General features: G+C 70.8%; 20 protein-coding genes and 1 tRNA gene. 9 read left to right on the forward strand and 12 right to left on the reverse strand.

What is annotated here, in order from left to right; genetic code table 11:
- Positions 1-15: 15 nt before the first annotated feature.
- Together rsrA and J0911_RS07335 are read right to left on the reverse strand one after the other, a co-directional pair.
- Positions 16-273 (reverse strand): mycothiol system anti-sigma-R factor, encoded by a 258-nt coding sequence (gene rsrA, locus J0911_RS07330; protein WP_307864962.1) that lies wholly within the window; start codon positions 271-273, stop codon positions 16-18.
- Between the two features lie 29 nt (positions 274-302).
- Positions 303-1,016: a sigma-70 family RNA polymerase sigma factor gene (locus J0911_RS07335; protein ID WP_278186761.1), complete on the reverse strand. Its 714-nt coding sequence runs from the start codon at positions 1,014-1,016 to the stop codon at positions 303-305.
- A 166-nt stretch (positions 1,017-1,182) separates the two neighbouring features.
- Here J0911_RS07335 and J0911_RS07340 point away from each other — a divergent pair, with 166 nt between their 5' ends.
- A complete protein-coding gene (locus J0911_RS07340; protein WP_207274804.1) occupies positions 1,183-1,737 on the forward strand; it encodes a ferritin in 555 nt (184 codons plus the stop codon).
- Positions 1,738-1,889: 152 nt separating this feature from the next.
- Here the strand turns inward: J0911_RS07340 and J0911_RS21275 are convergent, their stop codons facing one another.
- Positions 1,890-1,967, reverse strand: a complete 78-nt coding sequence (locus J0911_RS21275; protein ID WP_372433060.1) for a 50S ribosomal protein bL37 — start codon at positions 1,965-1,967, stop codon at positions 1,890-1,892.
- A gap of 175 nt (positions 1,968-2,142) precedes the next feature.
- On the opposite strand from J0911_RS21275, the gene J0911_RS07345 reads away from it, so the two are divergent.
- Genes J0911_RS07345 through J0911_RS07355 form a run of 3 tightly spaced genes read left to right on the forward strand, consistent with a single transcriptional unit; the run spans position 2,143 to position 4,567 of the window.
- A complete protein-coding gene (locus J0911_RS07345) occupies positions 2,143-3,030 on the forward strand; it encodes a DUF4097 family beta strand repeat-containing protein (protein WP_207274805.1) in 888 nt (295 codons plus the stop codon).
- Positions 3,030-3,767, forward strand: a complete 738-nt coding sequence (locus J0911_RS07350; RefSeq protein ID WP_207274806.1) for a PadR family transcriptional regulator — start codon at positions 3,030-3,032, stop codon at positions 3,765-3,767. Before J0911_RS07345 ends, J0911_RS07350 begins: the two co-directional genes overlap by 1 nt.
- A complete protein-coding gene (locus J0911_RS07355; RefSeq protein WP_207274807.1) occupies positions 3,764-4,567 on the forward strand; it encodes a DUF4097 family beta strand repeat-containing protein in 804 nt (267 codons plus the stop codon). The genes J0911_RS07350 and J0911_RS07355 overlap by 4 nt, the downstream gene beginning before the upstream one ends.
- A gap of 78 nt (positions 4,568-4,645) precedes the next feature.
- On the opposite strand, the gene J0911_RS07360 is transcribed toward J0911_RS07355, so the two are convergent.
- Entirely contained in the window at positions 4,646-5,641 is a 996-nt protein-coding gene (locus J0911_RS07360) for an aldo/keto reductase (protein ID WP_207274808.1), read from the reverse strand.
- A gap of 175 nt (positions 5,642-5,816) precedes the next feature.
- On the opposite strand from J0911_RS07360, the gene J0911_RS07365 reads away from it, so the two are divergent.
- Together J0911_RS07365 and J0911_RS07370 are read left to right on the forward strand one after the other, a co-directional pair.
- Positions 5,817-6,755 (forward strand): aldose 1-epimerase family protein, encoded by a 939-nt coding sequence (locus tag J0911_RS07365; protein WP_207274809.1) that lies wholly within the window; start codon positions 5,817-5,819, stop codon positions 6,753-6,755.
- Positions 6,756-7,019: 264 nt separating this feature from the next.
- Complete coding sequence (locus J0911_RS07370) at positions 7,020-7,622, forward strand: GDSL-type esterase/lipase family protein (RefSeq protein ID WP_307864963.1); 603 nt, start codon at positions 7,020-7,022, stop codon at positions 7,620-7,622.
- A 57-nt stretch (positions 7,623-7,679) separates the two neighbouring features.
- On the opposite strand, the gene J0911_RS07375 is transcribed toward J0911_RS07370, so the two are convergent.
- The 3 genes from J0911_RS07375 to J0911_RS07385 all read right to left on the reverse strand — a co-directional run bounded on the left by J0911_RS07375 (position 7,680) and on the right by J0911_RS07385 (position 13,783).
- Positions 7,680-11,426 (reverse strand): multifunctional oxoglutarate decarboxylase/oxoglutarate dehydrogenase thiamine pyrophosphate-binding subunit/dihydrolipoyllysine-residue succinyltransferase subunit, encoded by a 3,747-nt coding sequence (locus J0911_RS07375; protein ID WP_307864964.1) that lies wholly within the window; start codon positions 11,424-11,426, stop codon positions 7,680-7,682.
- 433 nt (positions 11,427-11,859) lie between these two features.
- Positions 11,860-13,005: a sensor histidine kinase gene (locus J0911_RS07380; RefSeq protein WP_207274810.1), complete on the reverse strand. Its 1,146-nt coding sequence runs from the start codon at positions 13,003-13,005 to the stop codon at positions 11,860-11,862.
- A gap of 4 nt (positions 13,006-13,009) precedes the next feature.
- On the reverse strand, positions 13,010-13,783 hold the full coding sequence (locus J0911_RS07385; protein WP_242636420.1) for a response regulator transcription factor: 774 nt from the start codon (positions 13,781-13,783) through the stop codon (positions 13,010-13,012).
- A 186-nt stretch (positions 13,784-13,969) separates the two neighbouring features.
- Here J0911_RS07385 and J0911_RS07390 point away from each other — a divergent pair, with 186 nt between their 5' ends.
- From J0911_RS07390 to J0911_RS07400, 3 genes are all read left to right on the forward strand, one after another.
- On the forward strand, positions 13,970-15,382 hold the full coding sequence (locus tag J0911_RS07390) for a hemolysin family protein (protein ID WP_207274811.1): 1,413 nt from the start codon (positions 13,970-13,972) through the stop codon (positions 15,380-15,382).
- On the forward strand, positions 15,379-16,461 hold the full coding sequence (locus tag J0911_RS07395) for a hemolysin family protein (protein ID WP_207274812.1): 1,083 nt from the start codon (positions 15,379-15,381) through the stop codon (positions 16,459-16,461). The genes J0911_RS07390 and J0911_RS07395 overlap by 4 nt, the downstream gene beginning before the upstream one ends.
- A 146-nt stretch (positions 16,462-16,607) precedes the next feature.
- Positions 16,608-17,474, forward strand: coding sequence for a D-alanyl-D-alanine carboxypeptidase family protein (locus tag J0911_RS07400; protein WP_207274813.1), 867 nt, complete (start codon positions 16,608-16,610; stop codon positions 17,472-17,474).
- Positions 17,475-17,503: 29 nt separating this feature from the next.
- On the opposite strand, the gene J0911_RS07405 is transcribed toward J0911_RS07400, so the two are convergent.
- The 5 genes from J0911_RS07405 to J0911_RS07425 form a co-directional block, all read right to left on the reverse strand.
- Entirely contained in the window at positions 17,504-18,169 is a 666-nt protein-coding gene (locus J0911_RS07405; RefSeq protein ID WP_207274814.1) for a CYTH domain-containing protein, read from the reverse strand.
- 113 nt (positions 18,170-18,282) lie between these two features.
- On the reverse strand, positions 18,283-18,879 hold the full coding sequence (locus tag J0911_RS07410; protein ID WP_207274815.1) for an STM3941 family protein: 597 nt from the start codon (positions 18,877-18,879) through the stop codon (positions 18,283-18,285).
- A gap of 165 nt (positions 18,880-19,044) precedes the next feature.
- Positions 19,045-19,117, reverse strand: a tRNA-Arg gene (locus J0911_RS07415).
- 178 nt (positions 19,118-19,295) lie between these two features.
- Entirely contained in the window at positions 19,296-20,522 is a 1,227-nt protein-coding gene (locus J0911_RS07420; protein WP_207274816.1) for a hypothetical protein, read from the reverse strand.
- The gene (locus tag J0911_RS07425; protein ID WP_307864965.1) at positions 20,519-21,076 is read right to left on the reverse strand and encodes a SigE family RNA polymerase sigma factor; all 558 of its coding nucleotides are present in this window, start codon (positions 21,074-21,076) and stop codon (positions 20,519-20,521) included. The genes J0911_RS07420 and J0911_RS07425 overlap by 4 nt, the downstream gene beginning before the upstream one ends.
- Positions 21,077-21,206 lie beyond the last annotated feature (130 nt).

A 21,206-nucleotide genomic window follows, 5' to 3' on the forward strand; every position in this document is an offset into this window, starting at 1 on the left:
GGTCGCCGTCGGCGCTCAGCGCGTCTCGATCCGGATCTGCTCGTGGATCCTCAGCCGGAGGGTCTCCGGTGCCCGCTCCGCGCAGGACCGCTTCACGAGCTGCTTGACCAGATCCTCGACGCTCAGTTCCGCCAGGCACGGCGAGCAGTGCGCGACGTGCGCGCGCATCCGCTGCTCGTCCTCGGGCATCATCTCCGAATCCAGGTACTCGTACAGATGCTGGAGGGCGTGCTCGCACTCGGAGCCGGGGGTGTCGTGCGGGATCGGTTCCACGACCGGTTGGTCGCCCCGCTCTTGGTCCTTCACTTCGCGCCTCCGGGTGCCTCTGTCTTCACGAGTCCACGTTCCACCGCGTAGTCGGCGAGGAGCTCACGCAACTGCCGGCGGCCACGGTGCAGCCGCGACATCACCGTGCCGATCGGTGTTCCCATGATCTCCGCGATCTCCTTGTAGGGGAAGCCCTCCACGTCGGCGTAGTACACGACCATGCGCCGGTCCTCCGGCAGCTCGGCGAGGGCACGCTTCACGTCGCTGTCCGGCAGGCGGTCCAGCGCCTCGACCTCCGCCGAGCGCAGCCCCTGCGAGGTGTGCGAGGCGGCACGAGCGATCTGCCAGTCCTCGATCTCCTCCGCCTGCGACTGCTGTGGCTGCCGCTGCTTCTTGCGGTAGCTGTTGATGAACGTGTTCGTCAGGATCCGGTACAACCAGGCCTTGAGGTTGGTCCCCGGGCGGTACTGATGGAACGCCGCGAACGCCTTGGCGAACGTCTCCTGCACCAGGTCCTCCGCGTCGGCGGGGTTGCGGGTCATACGCAACGCGGCCGAGTAGAGCTGGTCGAGGTACTGCAGCGCGTCACGTTCGAAGCGCGCCGCACGCGCCGCGTCGTCCTCCCCGTCGGGAGTGCGGTTCGATGCCTCGTCGGGCATGGCTGTCTGCGGGTGATCCGTCATCAACGTCGAGCCTAGTTGGGTCACGCGATCCTTTCCTGTGGCGTCCGTCTCGTCGAGCCGCACCAGGACGCGCCGGGACCGCTCGGGCGCGCCGAGGAAGCCGGGAGCGGGGCGAGGCGGGCCGACGACGTCGGACACCGCGACAGGCGCATTCGGTGCGGTGGGACACGAGATCACGACTGCAGGAACGACCACCCGGGCTCATCCATTCCCACCGGGATACGTTGGGACCATGACTTCCACCACCGACGCCCCGCAGAACTCGGAGTTCTGGCGGCTGCTCGGCGAGCAGATCGGCCACGAGCTCTCCGCGCACCAGCAGTACATCGCCATCGCCGTCTGGTTCGACGGACACGACCTTCCGCAGCTCGCCGCCCACTTCTACCGGCAGGCGGTCGAGGAGCGGAACCACGCCATGATGATCGTGCAGTACCACCTGGACCGCGACGTGCCGGTCACGATCCCGGGCACCGGTGCCGTGCGCAACGACTTCGCCGACGTCACCGAACCACTACAGCTCGCGCTCGACCAGGAACGACAGGTCACGACGCAGATCGAGGAGATCTTCCGCGCCGCGCGGGCCGAGGCCGACATGCTCGGCGAACAGTTCCTGCTCTGGTTCCTCAAGGAGCAGGTCGAGGAGGTCGCCAGCGCGAACACACTGCTCACCGTCGCCCAGCGGGCCGAGGACAACCTGTTCGACCTGGAGAACTTCGTGGCGCGCGAGACCATCGGCGACGCCGGCGCGTCCCCTGACGCGCCGGAGGCGGCCGGCGGAGCGCTCTGACCCCGCAGGCACCACGAGCGCGCACATGACGAAGGGCCGGAACCTCGGGTTCCGGCCCTCTCGTGTCTCGCGCCGGTAGGTTTCGGGCCTTTCCGGCGCGTGCCTCGGCCCGGGGAGGGAACGCCCCGCGCGTCGGCCGTCCGCTCGGCGGCTCAGCCGCCGTTGGGGCGCTTGCCGTGGTTGGCGGACTTCTTCTTGCGGTCCTTGCGCTTGCGGCCACGCTTGCTCATAGCTGTCTCCTGACGGAAGGCGGATTGACTCGCCCCATGATCCCACGACAGGGCCCTTGCCCGCCGCGCGAACGCGATATATCGTGAGTGGCAACAACGCGATATATCGTGTTCCGACCGGACGGTGGCCGGGACGCACGACCCGTCGAAGTCCCGGAAGCGTCAGGAGGCAGGTATGACCGAGCAGAGCTGGACCGTCACAGGTCCGCAGACCATCGAGCTGGGCGGGGTCACCGCGGTGCACGCACATCTCGTCGACGGGCGGCTGGACGTCGTCGCGCGCGAGGACGCCGTCACCCGCGTGGAGGTGTACTCCGTCGACGGCCGCGCCATCGAGGTGACGTTCCGCGACGGGCAGCTCGTCGTCGGGCACGAGCCGAACACGTCGGGCGGCCTGGCCGGCTTCCTCAAGAGGTGGACGGATTTCGGAGGCAGCGCCCGCGCCGACATCCACATCGCCGTCCCCGCCCGCGTCGACACGAGGATCGGCACGGTCCGCGCGGAGGCGCTGGTGTCCGGCACCGAGGGCGAGGCCAAGATCTCCACGGCGTCGGGCAGCCTGCTCGTGTCGCGCACCAGCGGGCCGCTGACGCTGACCAACGTGTCGGGGGAAGCGACCGTCCGCGACCACGAGGGCCCGATCACCAGTACCACCGTCTCGGGCGACGTCGTGCTGAGCGGTGCCGTGGAGCACGTCACCTCGAGCACCGTGTCCGGTGACGTGACCATGGATCTGACCACCCAGCCCGACTGGATCAAGACGAATTCGGTCTCCGGCGACCTGCTGGTGCGCCTCCCGGACGCGGCCGGGGTCGAGGCGCACGCGTCGGCGATCAGCGGGCGCGTCACGGTCGGCGGCATGCAGGTCGGCGGGCGCGGCGGGGCCGTCGTCCGCCCGGCTCGTGCCGAGCGCACCCACCTGCGGGTCTCCACGGTCTCGGGGGACGTCACCGTCCTCGGCGCGTCCCGGCATGTGCCCGACGACGCTCCGGGGCCGGAAGGTCCCGGCGTGCACGGTGCCGGGGCGTCCGGCGCCGTGCCGGGCGTTTCCTGGATCGTCTGATGCCTCCCGTCTTCGCCCACGGCGAGCTGCGCCTGTACCTCCTGGCACTGCTCGTCGAGGGCGCCCGGCACGGCTACGAGCTCATGACCGAGCTCGCGGACCGCTTCGGCGGGACGTACAAGCCGAGCGCGGGAACGATCTACCCGCGCCTCGCGCGGCTGGAGGAGGAGGGACTCGTCCGTCGTGTCCCGGCGGGCGAGGCCGCCGGCCGCAAGGCGCCGTACGAGCTGACACCGGCGGGCCGCGCCGAGGTGGAGGCCCGCTGGTCCGACGTCGTCCGCCTCGAGTCCTCGGTGGCCGAGACCGTGCGGTCCCGGGCCGACGAACTCCGCGCCGACATCCAGGAGGCGATGCGTGGGGTGCGGGCGGAGCTCGCGGCGGCCGCCGCCGAGGTGCGGGCGCGGCCACGCGCCGCGCCGCACGCGGCCCCGGACCAGGGACGGGCGACGTCCAACGCGCTCCGGCACGAGGCGGAGGCGGCCCTGCAGCAGTTCCGTCGCGAGGTGCTCGCGGACCTGCGGGAGGCCGATGCCGCCGGTGCCGTGAGCCCTGTCACGGTCCAGACGCTGCGTACCGTCCTCGACGGCGCACGGGCCGCTGTGGCGGCCACTCTGCCCTCTGGCCCGAAATCGACCAGAATGACCCGAGGGCGCCCCGCGCCACCGACCGACCAGCCCCCGACCAGCACACCGACCGACGATCCCGCCACGACCCGCAGCCGAACGAACGGAGCATGACCATGACCACCGAGTCCTGGAGCGTCGCCGCCCCGCAGACCATCGAGGTCGCCGACACCACTTCCCTGACCGTCCGCCTGACCAACGGCCGGGCGGAGATCGTCGCCGACGCCGACCGGGCGTCCGGCGCGACCATCGAGGTGCTGGAGGTCTCCTCCCGGCCGTTGCAGGTCCTCGCCGAGCACGGAACCCTCCGCGTCGCCTACGACTTCCCGGGGATCGAGGGATTCGTGGACCGTTTCCGCGGTCTGCGTGACCAGGACACCGCCGTCGTGCGGATCACCGTGCCGGCGGCAGCGGAGGTCGACGTCGCGACCGTCGGCGCGGAGGCGAGCGTGACCGGCAGCCGGGCACGGGTGAACGTCAGGAGCGTCACCGGTGCGGTCGCCGTGACGGGGACGTCGGGGCCGCTGTCCGTGAAATCGGTGTCCGGAGCCATCGTCGTGAGCGAGCACACGGGAGACGTCACCGTGAACCAGGCGTCCGGTCCCGCGACCGTCTCCGGCGGTCTCGGCCGGGTGACGGTGAACGGCGTGTCGGGTCCGGTGGACGTGGCGTCGTCGGGCACCACGCCGCTGGTCTCCGCGAAGACGGTGGCCGGTGCCGTGACGATCAGGCTGGATGCCGGCACCCCGGTGAACCTCCGGGCGCGCAGCGTCACCGGCAAGGTTACGCTCGACGGCGAGCCGCTCACCTCCACGGCCCAGCGCACGGTCGTCGTCGACCACCCGGAAGCCGGTGCCACCTGCTATCTGTCGACGAACACGGTCTCCGGCACGACGGCCGTCGTCCGGGCCTGACCACGCCCGGCGGTTCCCACGGTCCAAACCCCTGGTGAGGCGGGTGACGCCGCTCGCCTCACCAGGAGGTCTCGCGGGTCACCATTTGTCGGCGACGTGCTCCTTGATGAGTTCCTCGTAGATCTCTCGCACTCCGGACGTGAAGAGGGGGCCGAGGGTCGTCGCGTCGCCCGCCGCGGCGTTCGCGCGTGCCTGGTCGGCGTTGCGCGCGCCCGGGATCACCGTGGACACGCCCGGCCGCTGCCACACCCAGGCGATCGCGGCCTGGGCCGGGGTGAGGCTGCCGTCGAAGCACGTGGCCGTCAGCTCGGTGAACCGGCCGGCTGCTTCCAGGCCCACCTCGTAGGGCACGCCAGAGAACGTTTCCCCCACGTCGAAGGCGCCGCCCTCACGGTTGAAGTTGCGGTGGTCGTTCTCGGCGAAGGTGGTGTCCGCGGAGTACTTGCCGGACAGCAGGCCCGATGCCAGCGGCACGCGGGCGATGATGCCGACGCCCGCCTCGGACGCCGCGGGCAGGACCTCGTCCAGCGGCTTGAGCCGGAAGGCGTTCAGGATGATCTGCACGGTGGCGACACCGGGGCGCGAGATCGCGGTGAGCGCCTCTGCCGTGGTCTCGACGCTCACGCCGTAGTTGGCCATGACGCCCTCCTCCACGAGGGTGTCGAGCGCGTCGTACACCTCGTCGGTGGAGTACACGGCCGTGGGCGGGCAGTGGAGCTGGACGAGGTCGAGCCGTTCCACGCCGAGGTTCCTGCGGGAGCGGTCCGCCCACTCGCGGAAGTTGGCGAGCACGTAGTTCTCCGGCACCTGGTCCGTCCGGCGTCCCATCTTGGTCGCCACGGTGATGCCGGCGTCCGCGTGGTCCTTCAGGAAGGCGCCGATCATCTGCTCGCTGCGCCCGTCGCCGTACACGTCGGCCGTGTCGTAGAACGTCACACCCGCCTCGAGGGAGGCTTCCAGGGCGTCACGGGCGTCCGTCTCGGAGACGTCGCCCCAGTCGGCCCCGAGCTGCCAGGTGCCCAGGCCAACGACCGACACGAGGCGGCCCGACCGTCCGAGTACCTGCTGTTCCATTGATCCTCCTGCTCATGTCGCGGGCGCCCAGGCACCCGCGTGGCCCGCCCTCGGGCCGTGTGGGGAACGCGGCGCACTCCGGGGGGCGCGCGCCACGTCGGTTGTTCTCTGTCCCACGCTATCCGCACGACACGGAAACTTCCCGGTTCCATGCAGCCTCTAAGGTGTGAGGGTGATGACAGACCCACAGACGGTACCCGCGCCGTCCGGCACACAACACAGCATTTCGTACGGCGAACAGCACGTCACCGTCACCGAGGTGGGCGCGGCCCTGCGCGAGTACACGGTGGGTGGCCGCGACGTCGTCGTCCCGTTCGGGGTCGACGAGGTCAATCCGGTGTTCAACGGTGCCGTCCTGCTCCCGTGGCCCAACCGGCTGCGCGACGGCGTCTACGAGCTCGACGGGGTCCGCTACACGCTGCCCGTGACCGAGCCGGCTCGCGGTACCGCGCTGCACGGTCTCGTCGCCTGGGAGCGGTGGGCACTCGTCGACCGCACGGACGTGTCCGTCACGCTCGGTCTCGACGTCGTCCCGCAGCCCGGATACCCCTTCCAGCTCAGTGCGCAGATCACGTACGCCCTGTCCGACGGCGGCCTGACCGTGACGCTGACCACGACGAACGTCGGCACCGGTACGGCGCCCTACGGCGCGGGCTTCCACCCGTGGTTGTCCACGGGCGGTGCGGACCTCGACGACTGCACCGTCCGGCTCGACGCCGCCACCAGGATCACGACGGACGCCCGTCTGCTGCCCACCGGCAAGGAGCCGGTCGCCGGCCCGTTCGACATGCGGGAGCCCGTCACCATGGCGGGTCGTGACCTGGACGACGCGTTCGTCGATGTGCTGCGGGACGATGACGGCCTGTCGTGGATCCGGCTCACCGGGACGGACGGCCGCACGGCCGCACTGTGGATGGACGGGTCGATGGACGTCTGGCAGGCGTGCACCGGCGACCACGTCGGGGAGGAGAACCACAGGATGGGTCTCGCGGCAGAGCCGATGACCTGCTATGCCGACGCCTTCCTCACGGGCGACCGGCTCGTCCGACTCGCCGCGGGCGACACGCATCGCGTGCGGTGGGGTGTCACGCTGCTGGACGAGCGGCGCGCCTGAGCGGGAAATCCCAGGTGGTCCATCCCGGTTGACCGACAATGGAGCCGGCCGGGACGACGTGCGAACCGGTCCACTGGCGCGACGAAGGGCGAAGTGCGGGGTGGGGCCGAGGAACGAGGCTCCCGCCCGGTACGGAGTCCGAGGAGCGTCACGATCAACACTGGCGCGACGAAGGGCGAAGTGCGGGGTGGGGCCGAGGAACGAGGCATCCGCGGAGCGCAGCCCGTGAAGCGGCAGGATGAGTGCTGAAGCAAGGAGAGGTCCGTGCAGGAACGCCAGGTGCGCATCTGTGTCGTCGGCGACGAGCTGGCCACCGGTGTCGGTGACGCGAGAGCGCTCGGCTGGACCGGTCGTGTCGTGGCGCGGACGAGCTTCGGCCGGCCCGCGATGATGTTCACCCTGGCCATTCCGGGCGAGACGTCGACGCAGCTCGGCGCCCGGTGGGAGGCCGAGACCGCGGCGCGCTTCGGCCCCGAGCACGAGGTGGACAACCGGCTCGTGGTCGCGCTGGGCCGCCATGACGTCGCCGCGGGCCTGTCGGTTGCGCGCTCGCGCCTGAACCTGGCGAACATCCTCGACGTCGCGGAGGCGAACCGGACGCCCGCGTTCGTCGTCGGCCCGCCGCCCGGCACGCCCGACCAGGGTGATCGGATCGCCGAGCTGTCCGACGCGTTCGCCGATGTCGCGAGCCGGCGCCGCGTGCCCTACGTGGACACGTACACGCCGCTCGCCTCCCACGAGCAGTGGCTGGCCGACCTGGCGCAGAACGGGACGACGTATCCGGGTCAGGCCGGCTACGGGCTCATGGCCTGGCTCGTGCTCCACACGGGCTGGCACTCGTGGCTGGGGCTTCCGCAGGACGACTGACGGCGACACGAGGAAGCCCACCGCCCGGACGAGCGGTGGGCTTCCTCGTGTCGCGGATCAGCGGGCGAAGGCCTGCTCGATGAGGTGCTTCTGCTGTGCCTGGTGGAGCTTGGCCGTGCCGGCCGCCGTGGAGGCGGATGCGTCGCGGCTGATCACCTTGACGTACGGCAGGTCCGTCGGCAGGGCCAGGTGGATGTACGACCACGCACCCTGGTTCTGCGGCTCGTCCTGCACCCAGACGATCTCGGCGCCCGGGTACTTCGCGATCTCCGCGCGGATCTGCTCCTCCGGGAACGGGTAGAGCTGCTCCAGACGGACGATCGCCACGCCCTCGTCCCCACGCTTGGCGCGCTCGGCGATCAGGTCGTAGTACACCCGGCCGGTGCACAGGATCAGCCGGCCCACCTTCGCCGGGTCGGCCGCGGTGTCGCCGAGCACCGGCTGGAACGTGCCGGACGTGAAGTCCTCGACGGCCGACGCCGCCGCCTTGAGCCGCAGCAGCTGCTTCGGCGTGAACACCACCAGCGGGCGGCGCGGGCGGGCGTAGGCCTGGCGGCGCAGCAGATGGAAGTACGACGCCGGAGTGCTGGGCTGCGCGATCGTCATGTTGTTCTCCGCGCCGAGCTGCAGGAAGCGCTCGATGCGGGCCGACGAGTGGTCCGGCCCCTGCCCCTCGTAACCGTGCGGGAGCAGCATGACCGCCGACGACGACTGGCCCCACTTCTGCTCCGCGGACGAGATGAACTCGTCGATCACGGTCTGGGCGCCGTTGACGAAGTCGCCGAACTGCGCCTCCCAGAGCACCAGCGCGTCGGGACGCTCCACCGAGTAGCCGTACTCGAACCCGAGGGCCGCGTACTCGCTGAGGGAGGAGTCGTACACCCAGAACTTCGCCTGGTCGGGCGTCAGGTACAGCAGGGGCGTCCACTCGGCGCCGGTCTCGCGGTCGTGCAGCACGGCGTGGCGCTGCACGAACGTGCCCCGGCGGGAGTCCTGGCCGGCGAGCCGTACCGGCGTGCCCTCGATGAGCAGCGAGCCGAACGCCACGAGCTCGCCGAAGCCCCAGTCGATGCCGCCGTCCTTGGACATGATCTCGCGCGTCTCGAGCAGCTTGGCCAGCTTCGGGTGGACGTTGAAGCCCTCCGGCGGCGCGGTGTGCACCGAGCCGATGCGCTGCAGCACGTCGTGGCTGATCGCCGTCTGCCAGCCGACCATCGTCCCGGCGTCCTCGAGCTGTGCCTCGGGGCGCTCCAGACCTGCGACGAGCTCGGACTGGGGCGCCGGCGTGAAGTCGGCCTTGGTCTCGGTGAAGACCCGCTCGAGCTGCTTCTGGTAGTCCTGCAGCGCGGCCTCGGCCTCCTCGACCGTGATGTCGCCCCGGGCGACGAGGTTCTCCGTGTACAGCTTGCGCACGGAGCGCTTCGCCTCGATGAGGTTGTACATCATGGGCTGCGTCATCGAGGGGTCGTCGCCCTCGTTGTGACCGCGGCGGCGGTAGCAGATCAGGTCGACGATGACGTCCTGGCCGAACTGCTCACGGAACGCGAAGGCGAGTTCCGCGACGCGGACGACGGCCTCGGGGTCGTCGCCGTTCACGTGGAAGACCGGGACCTGGTAGCCCTTCGCGACGTCGGTGGCGTACGTGGTCGACCGGGACGACTGCGGACCGGTGGTGAAGCCCACCTGGTTGTTCACGATGACGTGAATGGTGCCGCCCGTGCGGTACCCGCGCAGCTGGGCGAGGTTGAGCACCTCGGGCACCACGCCCTGACCGGCGAACGCGGCGTCGCCGTGCACCAGGATCGGCAGCACGGAGAAGCCGTCGGCGCCCAGGTCGATGCGGTCCTGCTTGGCGCGGACGATGCCCTCGAGCACCGGGTCCACCGCCTCCAGGTGCGATGGGTTGGCGGCCAGGTACACCTTGGTGGTCGCCCCCGACTCGGCGGTGAACGTGCCCTCGGTGCCCAGGTGGTACTTCACATCGCCCGAGCCCTGCACGGACTTCGGGTCGATCTGGCCCTCGAACTCCTTGAAGATCTGGGCGTAGCTCTTGCCGGCGATGTTCGCCAGCACGTTCAGGCGACCGCGGTGGGCCATGCCGAGCCCGACCTCGTCCAGCCCGCCCTCGGCGGCCCGGGACAGGATCGCGTCGAGCAGCGGGATGAGCGACTCGCCGCCCTCCAGCGAGAAGCGCTTCTGGCCGACGTACTTGGTCTGCAGGAACGTCTCGAACGCCTCCGCGGAGTTCAGCCGGCGCAGGATGCGCAGCTGGTCCTCGCGCGGGGTCTTGGCGTAGCCCGACTCCAGCCGTTCCTGGAGCCACTTGCGCTGCGCCACGTCGGCGATGTGCATGTACTCCACGCCGATGGAGCGGCAGTAGGAGTCGCGCAGCAGGCCGAGGATGTCGCGCAGCTTCATCTTGGGCTTCGGGCCGAAACCGGCCGTGGGGAAGACTCGGTCCAGGTCCCACAGCGTCATGCCGTGGTTCTGGATGTCGAGGTCCGGGTGCTTGCGCTGGCGGTAGGCGAGCGGGTCGGTGTCCGCCATGAGGTGCCCGCGGGAGCGGAACGCCTGGATGATCTCGGCGACCTTGGCCGGCTTGGCGGCCTCGACGTCGGCGTCGACGGTGTTGTCGCGCACCCAGCGCACCGGCTCGTAGGGGACGCGGAGTGCCGCGAAGACGCGGTCGTAGAAGCCGTCGAGGCCGAGGAGCTTCTCCGAGATGATCTTGAGGAACTCGCCGGACTGCGCGCCCTGGATGATGCGGTGGTCGTACGTCGAGGTGATCGTCATCACCTTGGAGATGCCCATGCGGGCGAGCTGTTCGTCCGACGCCCCCGCGAACTCGGCGGGGTAGTCCATGGCGCCGACGCCGACGATGGTGCCCTGGCCCTGCATGAGCCGCGGCACGGAGTGCACCGTCCCGATGCCGCCCGGGTTGGTCAGCGAGATCGTGGTGCCCTGGAAGTCCGGGACACCGAGCTTGCCGCCACGCGCCTTGCGGACGAGGTCCTCGTACGCGGCGACGAACTCCGCGAAGTCGAGCTCCTCGGCCTTCTTGATGCTGGGGACCAGGAGCTGGCGGGAGCCGTCGGGCTTGGCCAGGTCGATGGCGAGACCGAAGCCGACGTGGGCGGGCTGGTTGACGCCCGGCTTGCCGTCGACCAGCTCGTAGTGCGCGTTCATCACCGGCATGTCGCTCAGTGCCTCGACGAGCGCGTACCCGATCAGGTGGGTGAACGAGACCTTGCCGCCGCGTCCCCGCTTGAGGTGGTTGTTGATGACGATGCGGTTGTCCACCATGAGCTTGGCGGGTACCGCTCGCACCGACGTCGCCGTCGGGACCTCGAGGGAGGACTCCATGTTGGTCACGACGCGCGCGGCGGGGCCACGCAGCTTCTGCACGTCGTCGACGGCGTCGTCGTGGTGGGGCTTGGGCTGCAGCAGCGACTGGCCGTAGTCCTGGACCGCCGGGGTGGCGACGGGGGGTGCCGCCGCGGTGACCTTGGGGTCCGCCGGAATGACCTTCTCGGCGGGCTGCTGCGCCGCCTCGGCCGCGGCCGTGCCCTGGCTGCCCGACGGCGTCTTCGCCGGTGCGGGCTCAGTCTGTGCGGTGTCGGACGGCGCGGCATCGGCCGGCGCCGCGGACTGTGTGTCCGCCGCCTTGCGCGTGCTGTCCGGCGACGGCGTGTAGTCCTCGAAGAACTCCCACCACGCGGGGTCGACGGCGTTCTTGTCCTTCAGATATTGCTGGTAGAGCTCGTCGACGAGCCATTCATTGGCTCCGAACGACGAGCTCGCCACGCTGATCGACTCTGAACCAGCTTTAGGGGACACGCGCGGATCGCCCACCTTCACCCATAGATTCTGCGCTCTGTGAGGGTGCCGGCGCTGACCGGTCACGGCCTCAGTCCGACGGTTTCGGACAGCACAAGGGTATGCCTTACGAGCCCGGAAACGGGTGTGACGTCTGTGGGTTCACACGCCGGACGGGCGGTCATCGCCGATGCTTCGTCATGAACTCTGCTGCGCAGGCAAAAAGCGGGCAACATTCGTTCTCGAACCCGTCAACGCCACGTTTCCGCCGTGCGATGAGTGAAGACAATCCCTGGTTCGTGTGATGGAAATCACGGTCCGATGGGGTTGTCCTCCGCGTCCCATGTCTCTACGCGTTCCCCTTCGGGCGTGCACATCCGGGTGGTGCCGGCTCCCCGGCGTCACCATGCCTCTCCACTTCCTACTGGGCGCCCAGGCGCTCGGCGGCGACACCCGGCGCCGGATGCGCGCGCGCCGGGAGGGTGACCCGCATGGTCGCTCCCTCGGTGGAGTCGGCCACCTCGACGTGCCCGCCGTGCAATTCCACCGCCCAGCGGACGATGGCCAGGCCGATCCCCGTACCGCCGCTCGCCGGAGGCGTGACGCCCCCGGTGACGGGAGCGCCCTCCGTGCCGCTGCCCGCGCCCGCCGACGTCGGACTCGACGCCGTGCCGCGCGCGAACCGCTGGAAGATGCGTTCCCGGTCCTCCGGGGCGATACCCGGTCCCTGGTCGCTGATCTCCAGCACGACGGTCTCGCCGACCGGATAGGCGTCCATGCGGATGTCGCCGTCCCTCGGCGAGTGTCGGATCGCGTTCTGCAGCAGGTTGGTCAGGACCTGGTGCAGCCGCTCACGATCCGCCTCGATGGTGAGGTTCGGCGGCGTCACGTCGATGATGTAGTGCAGGTCCTTGGCGGCGTCCACCATCTGGAGGCCGTCCGCGCACTCCTCCATCAGGTCGCCGACGTCGAACTCCGACACGGACAGTGCCGACGCCCCGGCCTCGAGGCGCGACAGGTCCAGCAAGTAGGTGACGAGGCGTGTCAGCCGCTCCGTCTGCGCGTGGGCCTGCTCGAGCATGGCCGGCGTCGCGGGGACGACCCCGTCGACCATGTTCTCGAGCTGTGCCTGCAGCGCGGCCACGGGCGTGCGTAGCTCGTGCGACACGTTGGCGATGAGGTCGCGCCGTGTCTGTTCCACGGACGCCAGGTCCTCGGACATCTGGTTGAACGCGGCGGCGAGCTGGCCGACCTCGTCGTGGCTCGTCGCGCGCACGCGCGTGGTGTAGTCGCCGTCGGCCATCGCCTGCACGGCGTGCGTCATCTCGCGCAGCGGCGAGGTCATCCCCCGCGCCAGGAACTGGGTCAGGACCAGCGACAGGAGGATCGCCACGGGGAACGTGCGGCTCGGGCCCATCTCGAGCTGCAGGCCGACCCAGGTGATCATGACCGCGAGGGTCACCGTCGCGGCGACGAGGATGCCGAGCTTGATCTTGATGGAACTCAGGGGGTCCAGCGGGCGGACGTCGCGCAGGGTCCGCGCGACGCCGGGCAGCCTGCGACTCATCGCGTCACGCCGTCGGCGGTTCGAACGCGTACCCCACGCCGTGGACGGTCCGGATCAGGTCCGAACCCAGCTTCCTGCGCAGCGCCTTGATGTGGGAGTCGACGGTGCGGGTACCGCTCGCGTCCGCCCAGTCCCAGACCTCCGCCAGCAGCCGCTCGCGGGTGAGCACCGTCTTGGGGGAGGAGGCGAGCATGACGAGCAGCTCGAACTCGGTGGGAGTCAGGTGGATCTCCTCGTTGCCCCGGTAGACCCTGCGCTGGGCGCGGTCGACCGTGACGTCCCCCATCGCCATCGGCGGCTCCGACGGCGTGGAGGCGGCCGCCTGGGCGGCGCGGTCCACCCGCCGCAGCAGGGCCTTGAGCCGGGCCACGAGTTCACGCATGGAGAAGGGCTTGGTCATGTAGTCGTCCGCGCCGACACCCAGCCCCACGAGCATGTCCGTCTCGTCGTCGCGGGCCGTGAGCATGAGGATCGGCACCGGCTGCTCGGCCTGGATCCGCCGCGTCACCTCGAGCCCGTCGATCCCCGGCAGCATCACGTCGAGCACGATGGCGTCGGGACGCAGCCGCATGGCGGCGTCCACCCCCGACAGGCCGTCCCGCGCGACCTCGACCCGCCAGCCCTCGGCCGACAACCGCTGGGCGATCGCCGTGGCGATGGTCGGCTCGTCCTCCACGACGAGGATCGTGGCGCTCTGCTGGCCAGTACCGGTGGCGCCCGACGGGACGGGGTCGGGGCGGGCGGGGCTGCCCGGCTGCTGCGGCGTACCTGAAGACATGGGTCCATCTTGCACCCCCCAGCCTGAAAGGAAGCTGAACCCGGGCCGGAAGCCGCCCGGTCGTGTCACGAGCGCACGTGTTGCGCACGAGATCTCGGCACCTTGCGCACGGGATCTCGTCAGCGTCCCCCACCGGCGCTACGATCGGCTCACCATGATCGAACCGCGCCATCCCCGGAGCCCTCGATGACCGCCGACTGGATCATGGTCGCCGTCGGAGTGCTCCTCACCGCAGGAACCGCGATCTTCGTCGCAGGCGAGTTCTCTCTGGTCACCCTCGACCCCGCCGTCATCGGCGACGACGAGGAGGGTGACAGACCCGGCTCCTCCGCCGGCACCACCGCCCCCTCCCGCCCGGGACGCCGCGACCGCGCCGTCCGCACAGCGCTGAAGAGCCTCTCCACCGAACTCAGCTCCGCCCAGGTCGGCATCACCGTCACCACGATCCTGCTCGGCTACACGGCCCAGCCCGCCCTGGTGAACCTGCTGACCGCGGCGTTCGGGAACTTTCCCCTGTCCGGTGCCGTCGGCCTCGCCCTCGCGACCGTGCTCGCCCTGATCCTCGTGAACGGCTTCTCCATGCTGTTCGGCGAGCTCATCCCCAAGAACTTCGCCCTGTCGGTGCCACTCGGCTCCGCGCGCCTCGTCATCCCGCTGCAGCGCGTGTTCACCGTGCTCTTCAAGCCCGTGATCCTGCTGCTCAACGGCTCCGCCAACGCGCTGCTGCGCCGCGTCGGCGTCGAACCGCGCGAGGAGCTGTCCGGTGCCAGGTCCGCCACCGAGCTCGCCTCCCTGGTTCGTCGTTCGGCGGCCGAGGGCACGCTCGGGAAGTCCGTCGCGCAGCTCCTCACCAACTCGATCGAGCTCCATGAGCTGAGCGCCAACGACGTCATGACCGACCGCATGCGGATGATCGTGGTCGAACGGGACGCCACCGCCGCCGACGTCGTCCGGCTCGCCATGAACACCGGGCACTCGCGGTTCCCCGTGATCGGACAGGACCGGGACGACGTCATCGGCCTGGTGAACCTGCGGCGCGCCGTCGGTGTACCGCACGACCGACGGGCCGAGGTCCCGGCCACCGCGTTGATGGTCGACGCCCCGCGCGTGCCCGAGACCGTCGGGCTCGGGCCGCTGCTGGTCGAGCTGCGCGACCTCGGCCTGCAGATGGCCGTCGTGGTCGACGAGTACGGGGGGACCTCGGGAGTGGTCACCCTGGAGGACGTCGTCGAGGAACTGGTGGGAGAGGTCGCCGACGAGCACGACCGGCGCCGCGCCGGCGTCGTGCGCGCTCCGGGCGGCGAATGGGTGGTGCCCGCGGTCCTGCGGCCCGACGAGCTGCAGGAGAACACTCGCGTCGTCGTCCCCGACGGGGCCGCGTACGAGACGCTCGGCGGGCTCGTCATGGCCGAGCTCGGGCGCGTGCCCCGGGTCGGCGACGAGGTCACGGTGTCCGGCACCGTGCTCCGCGTCGAGGCGATGGACGGCAGACGCGTCGAGCGGCTCCGGGTGCGCCCCGCGCCCCCGGGCCCGGAGGCCGCCACGGTGGCCGACGTCGCCTCCGGGCAGCACCGTGTCACGAAGGAGGCACGCGGATGAGTACCACCACCGCGATCGTCGTCGCACTCGTGCTCCTGGCGGGCAATGCCTTCTTCGTCGGGGCGGAGTTCGCCGTGCTGTCGGCGAAGCGGTCCCAGATCGAGCCGCTCGCCGCGGCGGGCAACCGCCGTGCGCAGACCGTGCTCTGGGCCATGGAGCACGTGTCCCTCATGCTGGCGTGCGCGCAGCTCGGTGTGACCGTGTGCTCCACGGGACTCGGCATGGTGGCCGAGCCCGCGCTCGCCCACATGCTCGAGGTGCCGCTGCACGCGCTCGGCGCCGAGGCGCTGGCCCATCCCATCGCCATGGCGGCGGCGCTCGCGATCGTCGTCTACCTGCACGTGGTCCTCGGTGAGATGGTGCCGAAGAACCTGGCCGTGTCCACACCGGAAGGCGCGGTGCTGTGGTTCGGGCCGCCGCTGGTGGTCCTCGCCCGGGTGGTGCGGCCGGTGATCGTGGCGCTGAACTGGCTCGCCAACCATGCCGTCCGCCTGACGGGCGTCGAGCCGCGCGACGAGGTGGCGTCCGCGTTCACGGCGGAGGAGGTGCAGTCGATCGTCGAGCACTCCCAGGCCGAAGGCGTGCTCAAGGACGACCTGGGCCTCCTGTCCGGCGCGCTCGAGTTCTCCGAGAAGACGGCCGTCGACGTGATGGTTCCCGTGGGCTCGCTGGTGACGCTGACGGAGGGCGTGACACCCGACGACGTCGAGCGGCTCGTGGCGGAGCACGGCTTCTCACGGTTCCCGGTGCTGGCGGCCCCGGCTTCCGAGGGCGACGGTGCCGACGGCCTGGACGGTCGCGCGGCCGACGAGCGCCTGATCGGGTACCTGCACCTCAAGGACGTGCTGTATGCGACGGGTACGGCGCGGACCGAGCCCGTGGCGCTCTGGCGGGTGCGTGCGCTGGCGAGCGTGCGGCCCGGTGACGAGGTGGAGGACGCGCTGCGCGTGATGCAGCGTTCGGGCGCGCATCTGGCCCGGGTGGTCGGGGAGGGTGGCGAGCTGCGGGGAGTCGTGTTCCTGGAGGACATCCTCGAGGAACTGGTCGGCGAGGTCCGGGACGCGATGCAGCGCCGGTGAACTTCGGGCGGGTCGAGCGGGTGAGAACGGCATTTCGTGTATGCGCGTCCTGCCCCGGCTTGGCACCGATGCGAGCTACGGCTATGGTCGAGGCCGGATGACGACGGGGCCGCGTTGGGGGGTGCGGCAGCGAACTCGGAGGAGCAGTGGAGCCAGCGGTCGGCCCAGGCGCAGCGCCTGCGTACCCCACCCGCCGTGCCCGGCGCGAAGCCCTGGAGCGCAGCCAGGCTGCCCGCCGTGGCGGCCGACCGGTCCGCGGCGGCCGTGCCCGCCGCGAGGACCCGGCAGCCGGTGCGCGCACCGCACCCGCGCAGAAGTTCCTTTCCCGCACCGCGGTGCTCGGCACCCTCGCGGCCGCCACGATCGGGGTCCCGCTCGGCCAGCAGGCCGAACGGAGCGGTGAGTCGCCCTTCGAGGTCGCGGCCGATCCCACCGGACCTTCCCCGCTCGACCTGGTGACCGATCCCGCCACGGCGCCGCGCGCGTCGGAGAACGTCATGGCCGCGCCGAGGATCGAACGCGCCGAGACCCAGGCGGTCAGTCGTGACGCGGATCGCAGTCCGCTGCCCGGCTGCGACTACAACGCGCCGGTCGAGGGCGGCAACGGCCTCCTCTCCGACCATTCGCTGTGCGAGTTGTGGCAGGAGGACGAGCGGCTGAGGCCTGACGCCGCGGTCGCCCTGTCCGCGCTCAACGGGGCGTTCCGTGCCCAGTTCGGGCGGGACATGTGCCTGGTGGCCAGCTATCGGGACCTCGACACCCAGTACGCGGTGAAGGCGCAGCTCGGCTACTGGGCGGCGTCGCCGGGTACGTCGAACCACGGGTGGGGGCTGGCGATCGACATCTGCAAGCAGGAGACCAGCAACAGCGAGATCTACTCGTGGCTCTGGGCGAACGCACCCGCCTACGGCTGGCAGAACCCGGCGTGGGCGCAGGTGGGCGGGGAGAAGTACGAACCCTGGCACTGGGAGTACGTCGACGGCGTGCGGGAACTCGGGCTCTGGAACGGCTGAGCGGCGTCGCGGCGGCTGAGCCGGGCCGGTCAGCCTGTGCCGAGGCGTGAGTTGGGGCCGAAGTCCTGGCGAAAGCGCGGGCCCTCGGCGGCGAGTTCCGCGTCGAACGCCGCCGACCACGAGTCGTACGGCCGGACGGCGAGCGAGTCGTTCGAGAAGCGGGCGTCGTCCGTGATCTCGGTGATGCAGAAGTCCGGGATCTCGAGCCCGGTGACCGGGCGGGAGCGTTCGCACTCCGCGATGACCAGCGGATGGTTCGCGCCACCGAACACGTCGATCGACCAGCCGTCCGCTCCGAGCCACGCGGCATAGCGGGTCTTGACCACGGGATGTCCGCCGCGCCGGACCAGCTCCACGGCGATGCTCGGATCCACGGGGCGCTCGGCCTCGTAACGGGTCCCGCCGACGGCCGGTCCCTTGACCGTCACGGCGGCGAAGTCGATCTCGCCGGCGTGGTCCCCCAGCACGGTGGCCGGGTCCCCGCCTCGTTCCTGTGGTACCTCGACGTCGCTCGCCTGGACGCGGACGCGGAGCGCGTAGCCGTCGTCGGCCACGAAGTAGGACTGGACGATGAGTGCCGGCGCGTCCCGGAGCGTGCGGGGGAAGTCCCGCACGAAGAACCGCCGCTCGAACTCGAAGTCGCTGTAACCGGTGTCCGGGCCGACGTCGTGGCCGGCCTTGTCGACGTCGCTCATGGCAGGTCCCCTGTCGCCCGTGTCAGGTGCTGTGAGGAAGTCTACACAAGCAGGGGAAATCGTTGTCCAACCAGGTCCGTCATGCCTCGTTCCGGCGTCCGGCGTCCGGCGACCTACCTGGCGACGTGCGGCGTCAGGGCCGCCTTGATCTGTTCGGCGGAGGCGTCGATGCTGCCCGGTTTCAGGACGACGGGGGTCCCGGCGAGCCGCTGGTTCGTCGCCGCGGCCAGCCGGCGGACGGCGGTCCGCTGGCGTTCGGCGACGGCCTCGGGGTCGACGACGTCGACGGCGACCACCGCGCGGCCTGCGAGGCTCGCGTCCCGGATCCCGGTGACCTCGGACCACTCCACGCGTTCGGCACCGAGGTTGGGCAGCCAGTCGGTGAAACCGTCGTCGTCGACGATCAGCACCGGCCAGCGCGCCACGAGCATGCGACGTACCGCGATCAGCCCGGCGCCCAGCGCCATGAGGGTGCCGACCGCGCCCGTCGTGGTCACGACGAGCGCCGTGGGTGAGGGCTCGGCCTGCGCCGAGCCGAACCCGACGACGGCGGCAGCGCCGCAGACGACCGTCAGCACGAGCGCGGCGACCGCCAACGTGGTCACGTGCCCGCGTGACGGGAAGAACTCGACGACGTCGCCGGTGGTGAACGAGGTGGATGCCGTGGGGGTGCTTGCCGTGGCCTGGTCAGGTGCCATCGCGTCGGACATGTGGCGGACGATACCGGCAACCCGGTCATCGGTGTAAAACCGATCCGCCGACGTCTCCAACCGGCTACGTGGGACGGGAAGTCTGGCGGGGAGTACCGTCGTCGCCGTGGACGCCGAACGGCCCCTGACCGCCGTGCGGGCTGGTCAGAGGCCGTTTTTCTCGGGTGCGCCTGAAGGGATTCGAACCCCCGACCTTCTGCTCCGGAGGCAGACGCTCTATCCACTGAGCTACAGGCGCGGGACCGTGGATCGGGAGCGATGAATCGCTTCCGTAACGGCCGGAACGAGACTACCAGGTGACGGGCCGGGGGCGTGCATCGATAACTGTGACGAGCGTCAGCGGCGAGGCGGAATCCTGCAGCGCCCCGACGGCGGTCCCGGGAGCCGAGGAGTGCCTCCCGCCCGCCGCCGGTGGGTCATGGGTGCACACGGACCGTGCCTGCGATCTGGCGGAGCAGGCCGGCTCCGTCCTCGTCGTTCACCAGGGCCATGGAGATGGTGACGATCTCGCCGGAACTGAGTCGCACGTCCACCTGCCCGTCGATCACGGGCTGCTCGGACCATGGGTAGCGGGAGAGCTCCGATCTCACGAGGATCGCCTGCGCGCCGGACGTCTCGACGCGGTGCTGCGCCCGGTCGGTGGTCATCGGCCCCGGGGAGTCCAGCCTCCCGAAGGAGACGAACTCACCTGGAGGCCGGGACGCCGCGCCGTCGGAGACGTGCCAGTCACCCGGCACCGACAGGGTGACGGAGCCGTCACGCACCGTCCGCCAGCCGTCGGGGATCTCCTGGTCGGCATGCCGCCAGCGAGGGACCTCGGTCAGCGGCGTGGAACGGTGTGCCTTCTCGGTGAAGGTGAGGGTGCCGAGCAGCTTCACCAGGGTGTCCTGGTCGTCCAGCGCGTCGAGGCCCGTCGCGACGACGACGTAACCCCTGCCGCCGGCCGCGCGGACCTGGACCTCGGCCGAGTCGAGCGACATGCCGTCGTGGAACCAGCCCTGGAGGGATGCCAGGGCGAGATCCGACCCGTTCACGGGGAAGAGCGCTCTTGCTTCCTGCGTGAGCGCGTCACCCTGTGGCGGGTTCTCCGGCGTGAAGCTCTCGACCAAAGCCGACTCGGCCGCGATCACGCGGGCTCCGCCGGGGCCGGTGAAGCGGACCGTCCCGTCCTGCTCCCAGAGGTGTGCGTAGCGGCGGGCGTGGATCGGCTCCCCGGGATACGGCTTCTCCGGTACCTCGCTCCATCCGTCCGGCACCGCGAACCGCAGCCCGTTCACCTCGTGGGACACCCAGCCCTCGGGCACGACACCAGGCTGGACCCCGTCGAGCGTGGGAAGCCGGACCATCGTCGGGTCGTTCGCGAACGGGCCCGTTGTCGGCCTGTCCTCCGGCGTCGGGCTCACGGAAGGAGCGGGGTCCGCAGGGGCCGGCGTCGTCGCGGACGTCCCGTACCACCATGCGCCACCGGCTATCACGGCGGCCGCGAGGACGCCGCCCCCCGCCTGGAGCGCACGTCGTGTCCGGCCTCTCCGCACCGCCGTACGGGCCAGTGCGCGTGCGTCGAGATCGAGGGGCTGGGTCTGGGCGGCCGAGGCCCGGAGAAGGTCGACCAGAACGTCGTCGGAGTGCATCTGAGAGGTCATCGTGCCGTCCCCTTCCGCTGGGTCGTGCTCTCCGGGGAGGACTCGTCGCCGAGCACCGTGCGCAGGCGCGCCAGACCGCGGGACGCGGCGGACTTGACCGAGCCCGCGGACACGCCGAGCTCGGCTGCCGTGTCCGCTTCGCTGAGGTCGTACAGGTAGCGCAGCACGATCACGCGTCGCTGCGCGGGCGGCAGGGTCCGCAGCGCCCGGACCAGCTGGTCGCGGTGCAGCACCCCCGAGGTCTGGTCAGAGATCTGCGCATCCCACAGCTCGGCTGGGTCGGCCGGCGTCTCCCGGCGCCGCTTGCGCCAGCCGTCGATCCGCGCGTTCACGACGATCCGCCGCGCGTATGCCTCCGGGTTGCCGTCGGCCACGCGCCCCCAGGCGAGATAGGTGCGCTCCAGAGCCTGCTGGACGAGGTCGCGGGCGCGGTGCTCGTCGCCGGTGAGCAGGAACGCGAGACGGGACAGCGCCGGCGTCGTGCGCTCGGCGAAGGCCGTGAAGCGTGCCGCCTTACCGCCCGTCGTGCGGACGGCGACACGGGATGACGTCACGGCAGCGGTCTGGGGACTCATCCGGTGCACCGCCTGATTGTCGGGTGATCCATGGAGGGTAGACGGGTGGGCCCGTGGAAAGGTTGTCACGGTTCGAGGCCGGGTGTGCACGACGGCCACGCGCTCGCAC

Origin of the sequence: Myceligenerans salitolerans (genome assembly GCF_017349295.1) — a bacterium.
Classification (GTDB): Bacteria; Actinomycetota; Actinomycetes; order Actinomycetales; family Cellulomonadaceae; genus Myceligenerans; species Myceligenerans salitolerans.

Excerpts from the sequence above, each read along its gene's own strand:
- J0911_RS07380 (WP_207274810.1), bottom strand. The coding sequence starts at position 13,005 with ATGAGTCGCAGGCTGCCCGGCGTCGCGCGGACCCTGCGCGACGTCCGC.
- J0911_RS07355 (WP_207274807.1), top strand. The coding sequence starts at position 3,764 with ATGACCATGACCACCGAGTCCTGGAGCGTCGCCGCCCCGCAGACCATC.
- J0911_RS07410 (WP_207274815.1), bottom strand. The coding sequence starts at position 18,879 with ATGTCCGACGCGATGGCACCTGACCAGGCCACGGCAAGCACCCCCACG.
- J0911_RS07360 (WP_207274808.1), bottom strand. The coding sequence starts at position 5,641 with ATGGAACAGCAGGTACTCGGACGGTCGGGCCGCCTCGTGTCGGTCGTT.
- J0911_RS07390 (WP_207274811.1), top strand. The coding sequence starts at position 13,970 with ATGACCGCCGACTGGATCATGGTCGCCGTCGGAGTGCTCCTCACCGCA.
- J0911_RS07395 (WP_207274812.1), top strand. The coding sequence starts at position 15,379 with ATGAGTACCACCACCGCGATCGTCGTCGCACTCGTGCTCCTGGCGGGC.
- J0911_RS07385 (WP_242636420.1), bottom strand. The coding sequence starts at position 13,783 with ATGTCTTCAGGTACGCCGCAGCAGCCGGGCAGCCCCGCCCGCCCCGAC.
- J0911_RS21275 (WP_372433060.1), bottom strand. The coding sequence starts at position 1,967 with ATGAGCAAGCGTGGCCGCAAGCGCAAGGACCGCAAGAAGAAGTCCGCC.
- J0911_RS07340 (WP_207274804.1), top strand. The coding sequence starts at position 1,183 with ATGACTTCCACCACCGACGCCCCGCAGAACTCGGAGTTCTGGCGGCTG.
- J0911_RS07345 (WP_207274805.1), top strand. The coding sequence starts at position 2,143 with ATGACCGAGCAGAGCTGGACCGTCACAGGTCCGCAGACCATCGAGCTG.
- J0911_RS07405 (WP_207274814.1), bottom strand. The coding sequence starts at position 18,169 with ATGAGCGACGTCGACAAGGCCGGCCACGACGTCGGCCCGGACACCGGT.
- J0911_RS07365 (WP_207274809.1), top strand. The coding sequence starts at position 5,817 with ATGACAGACCCACAGACGGTACCCGCGCCGTCCGGCACACAACACAGC.
- J0911_RS07350 (WP_207274806.1), top strand. The coding sequence starts at position 3,030 with ATGCCTCCCGTCTTCGCCCACGGCGAGCTGCGCCTGTACCTCCTGGCA.
- J0911_RS07420 (WP_207274816.1), bottom strand. The coding sequence starts at position 20,522 with ATGACCTCTCAGATGCACTCCGACGACGTTCTGGTCGACCTTCTCCGG.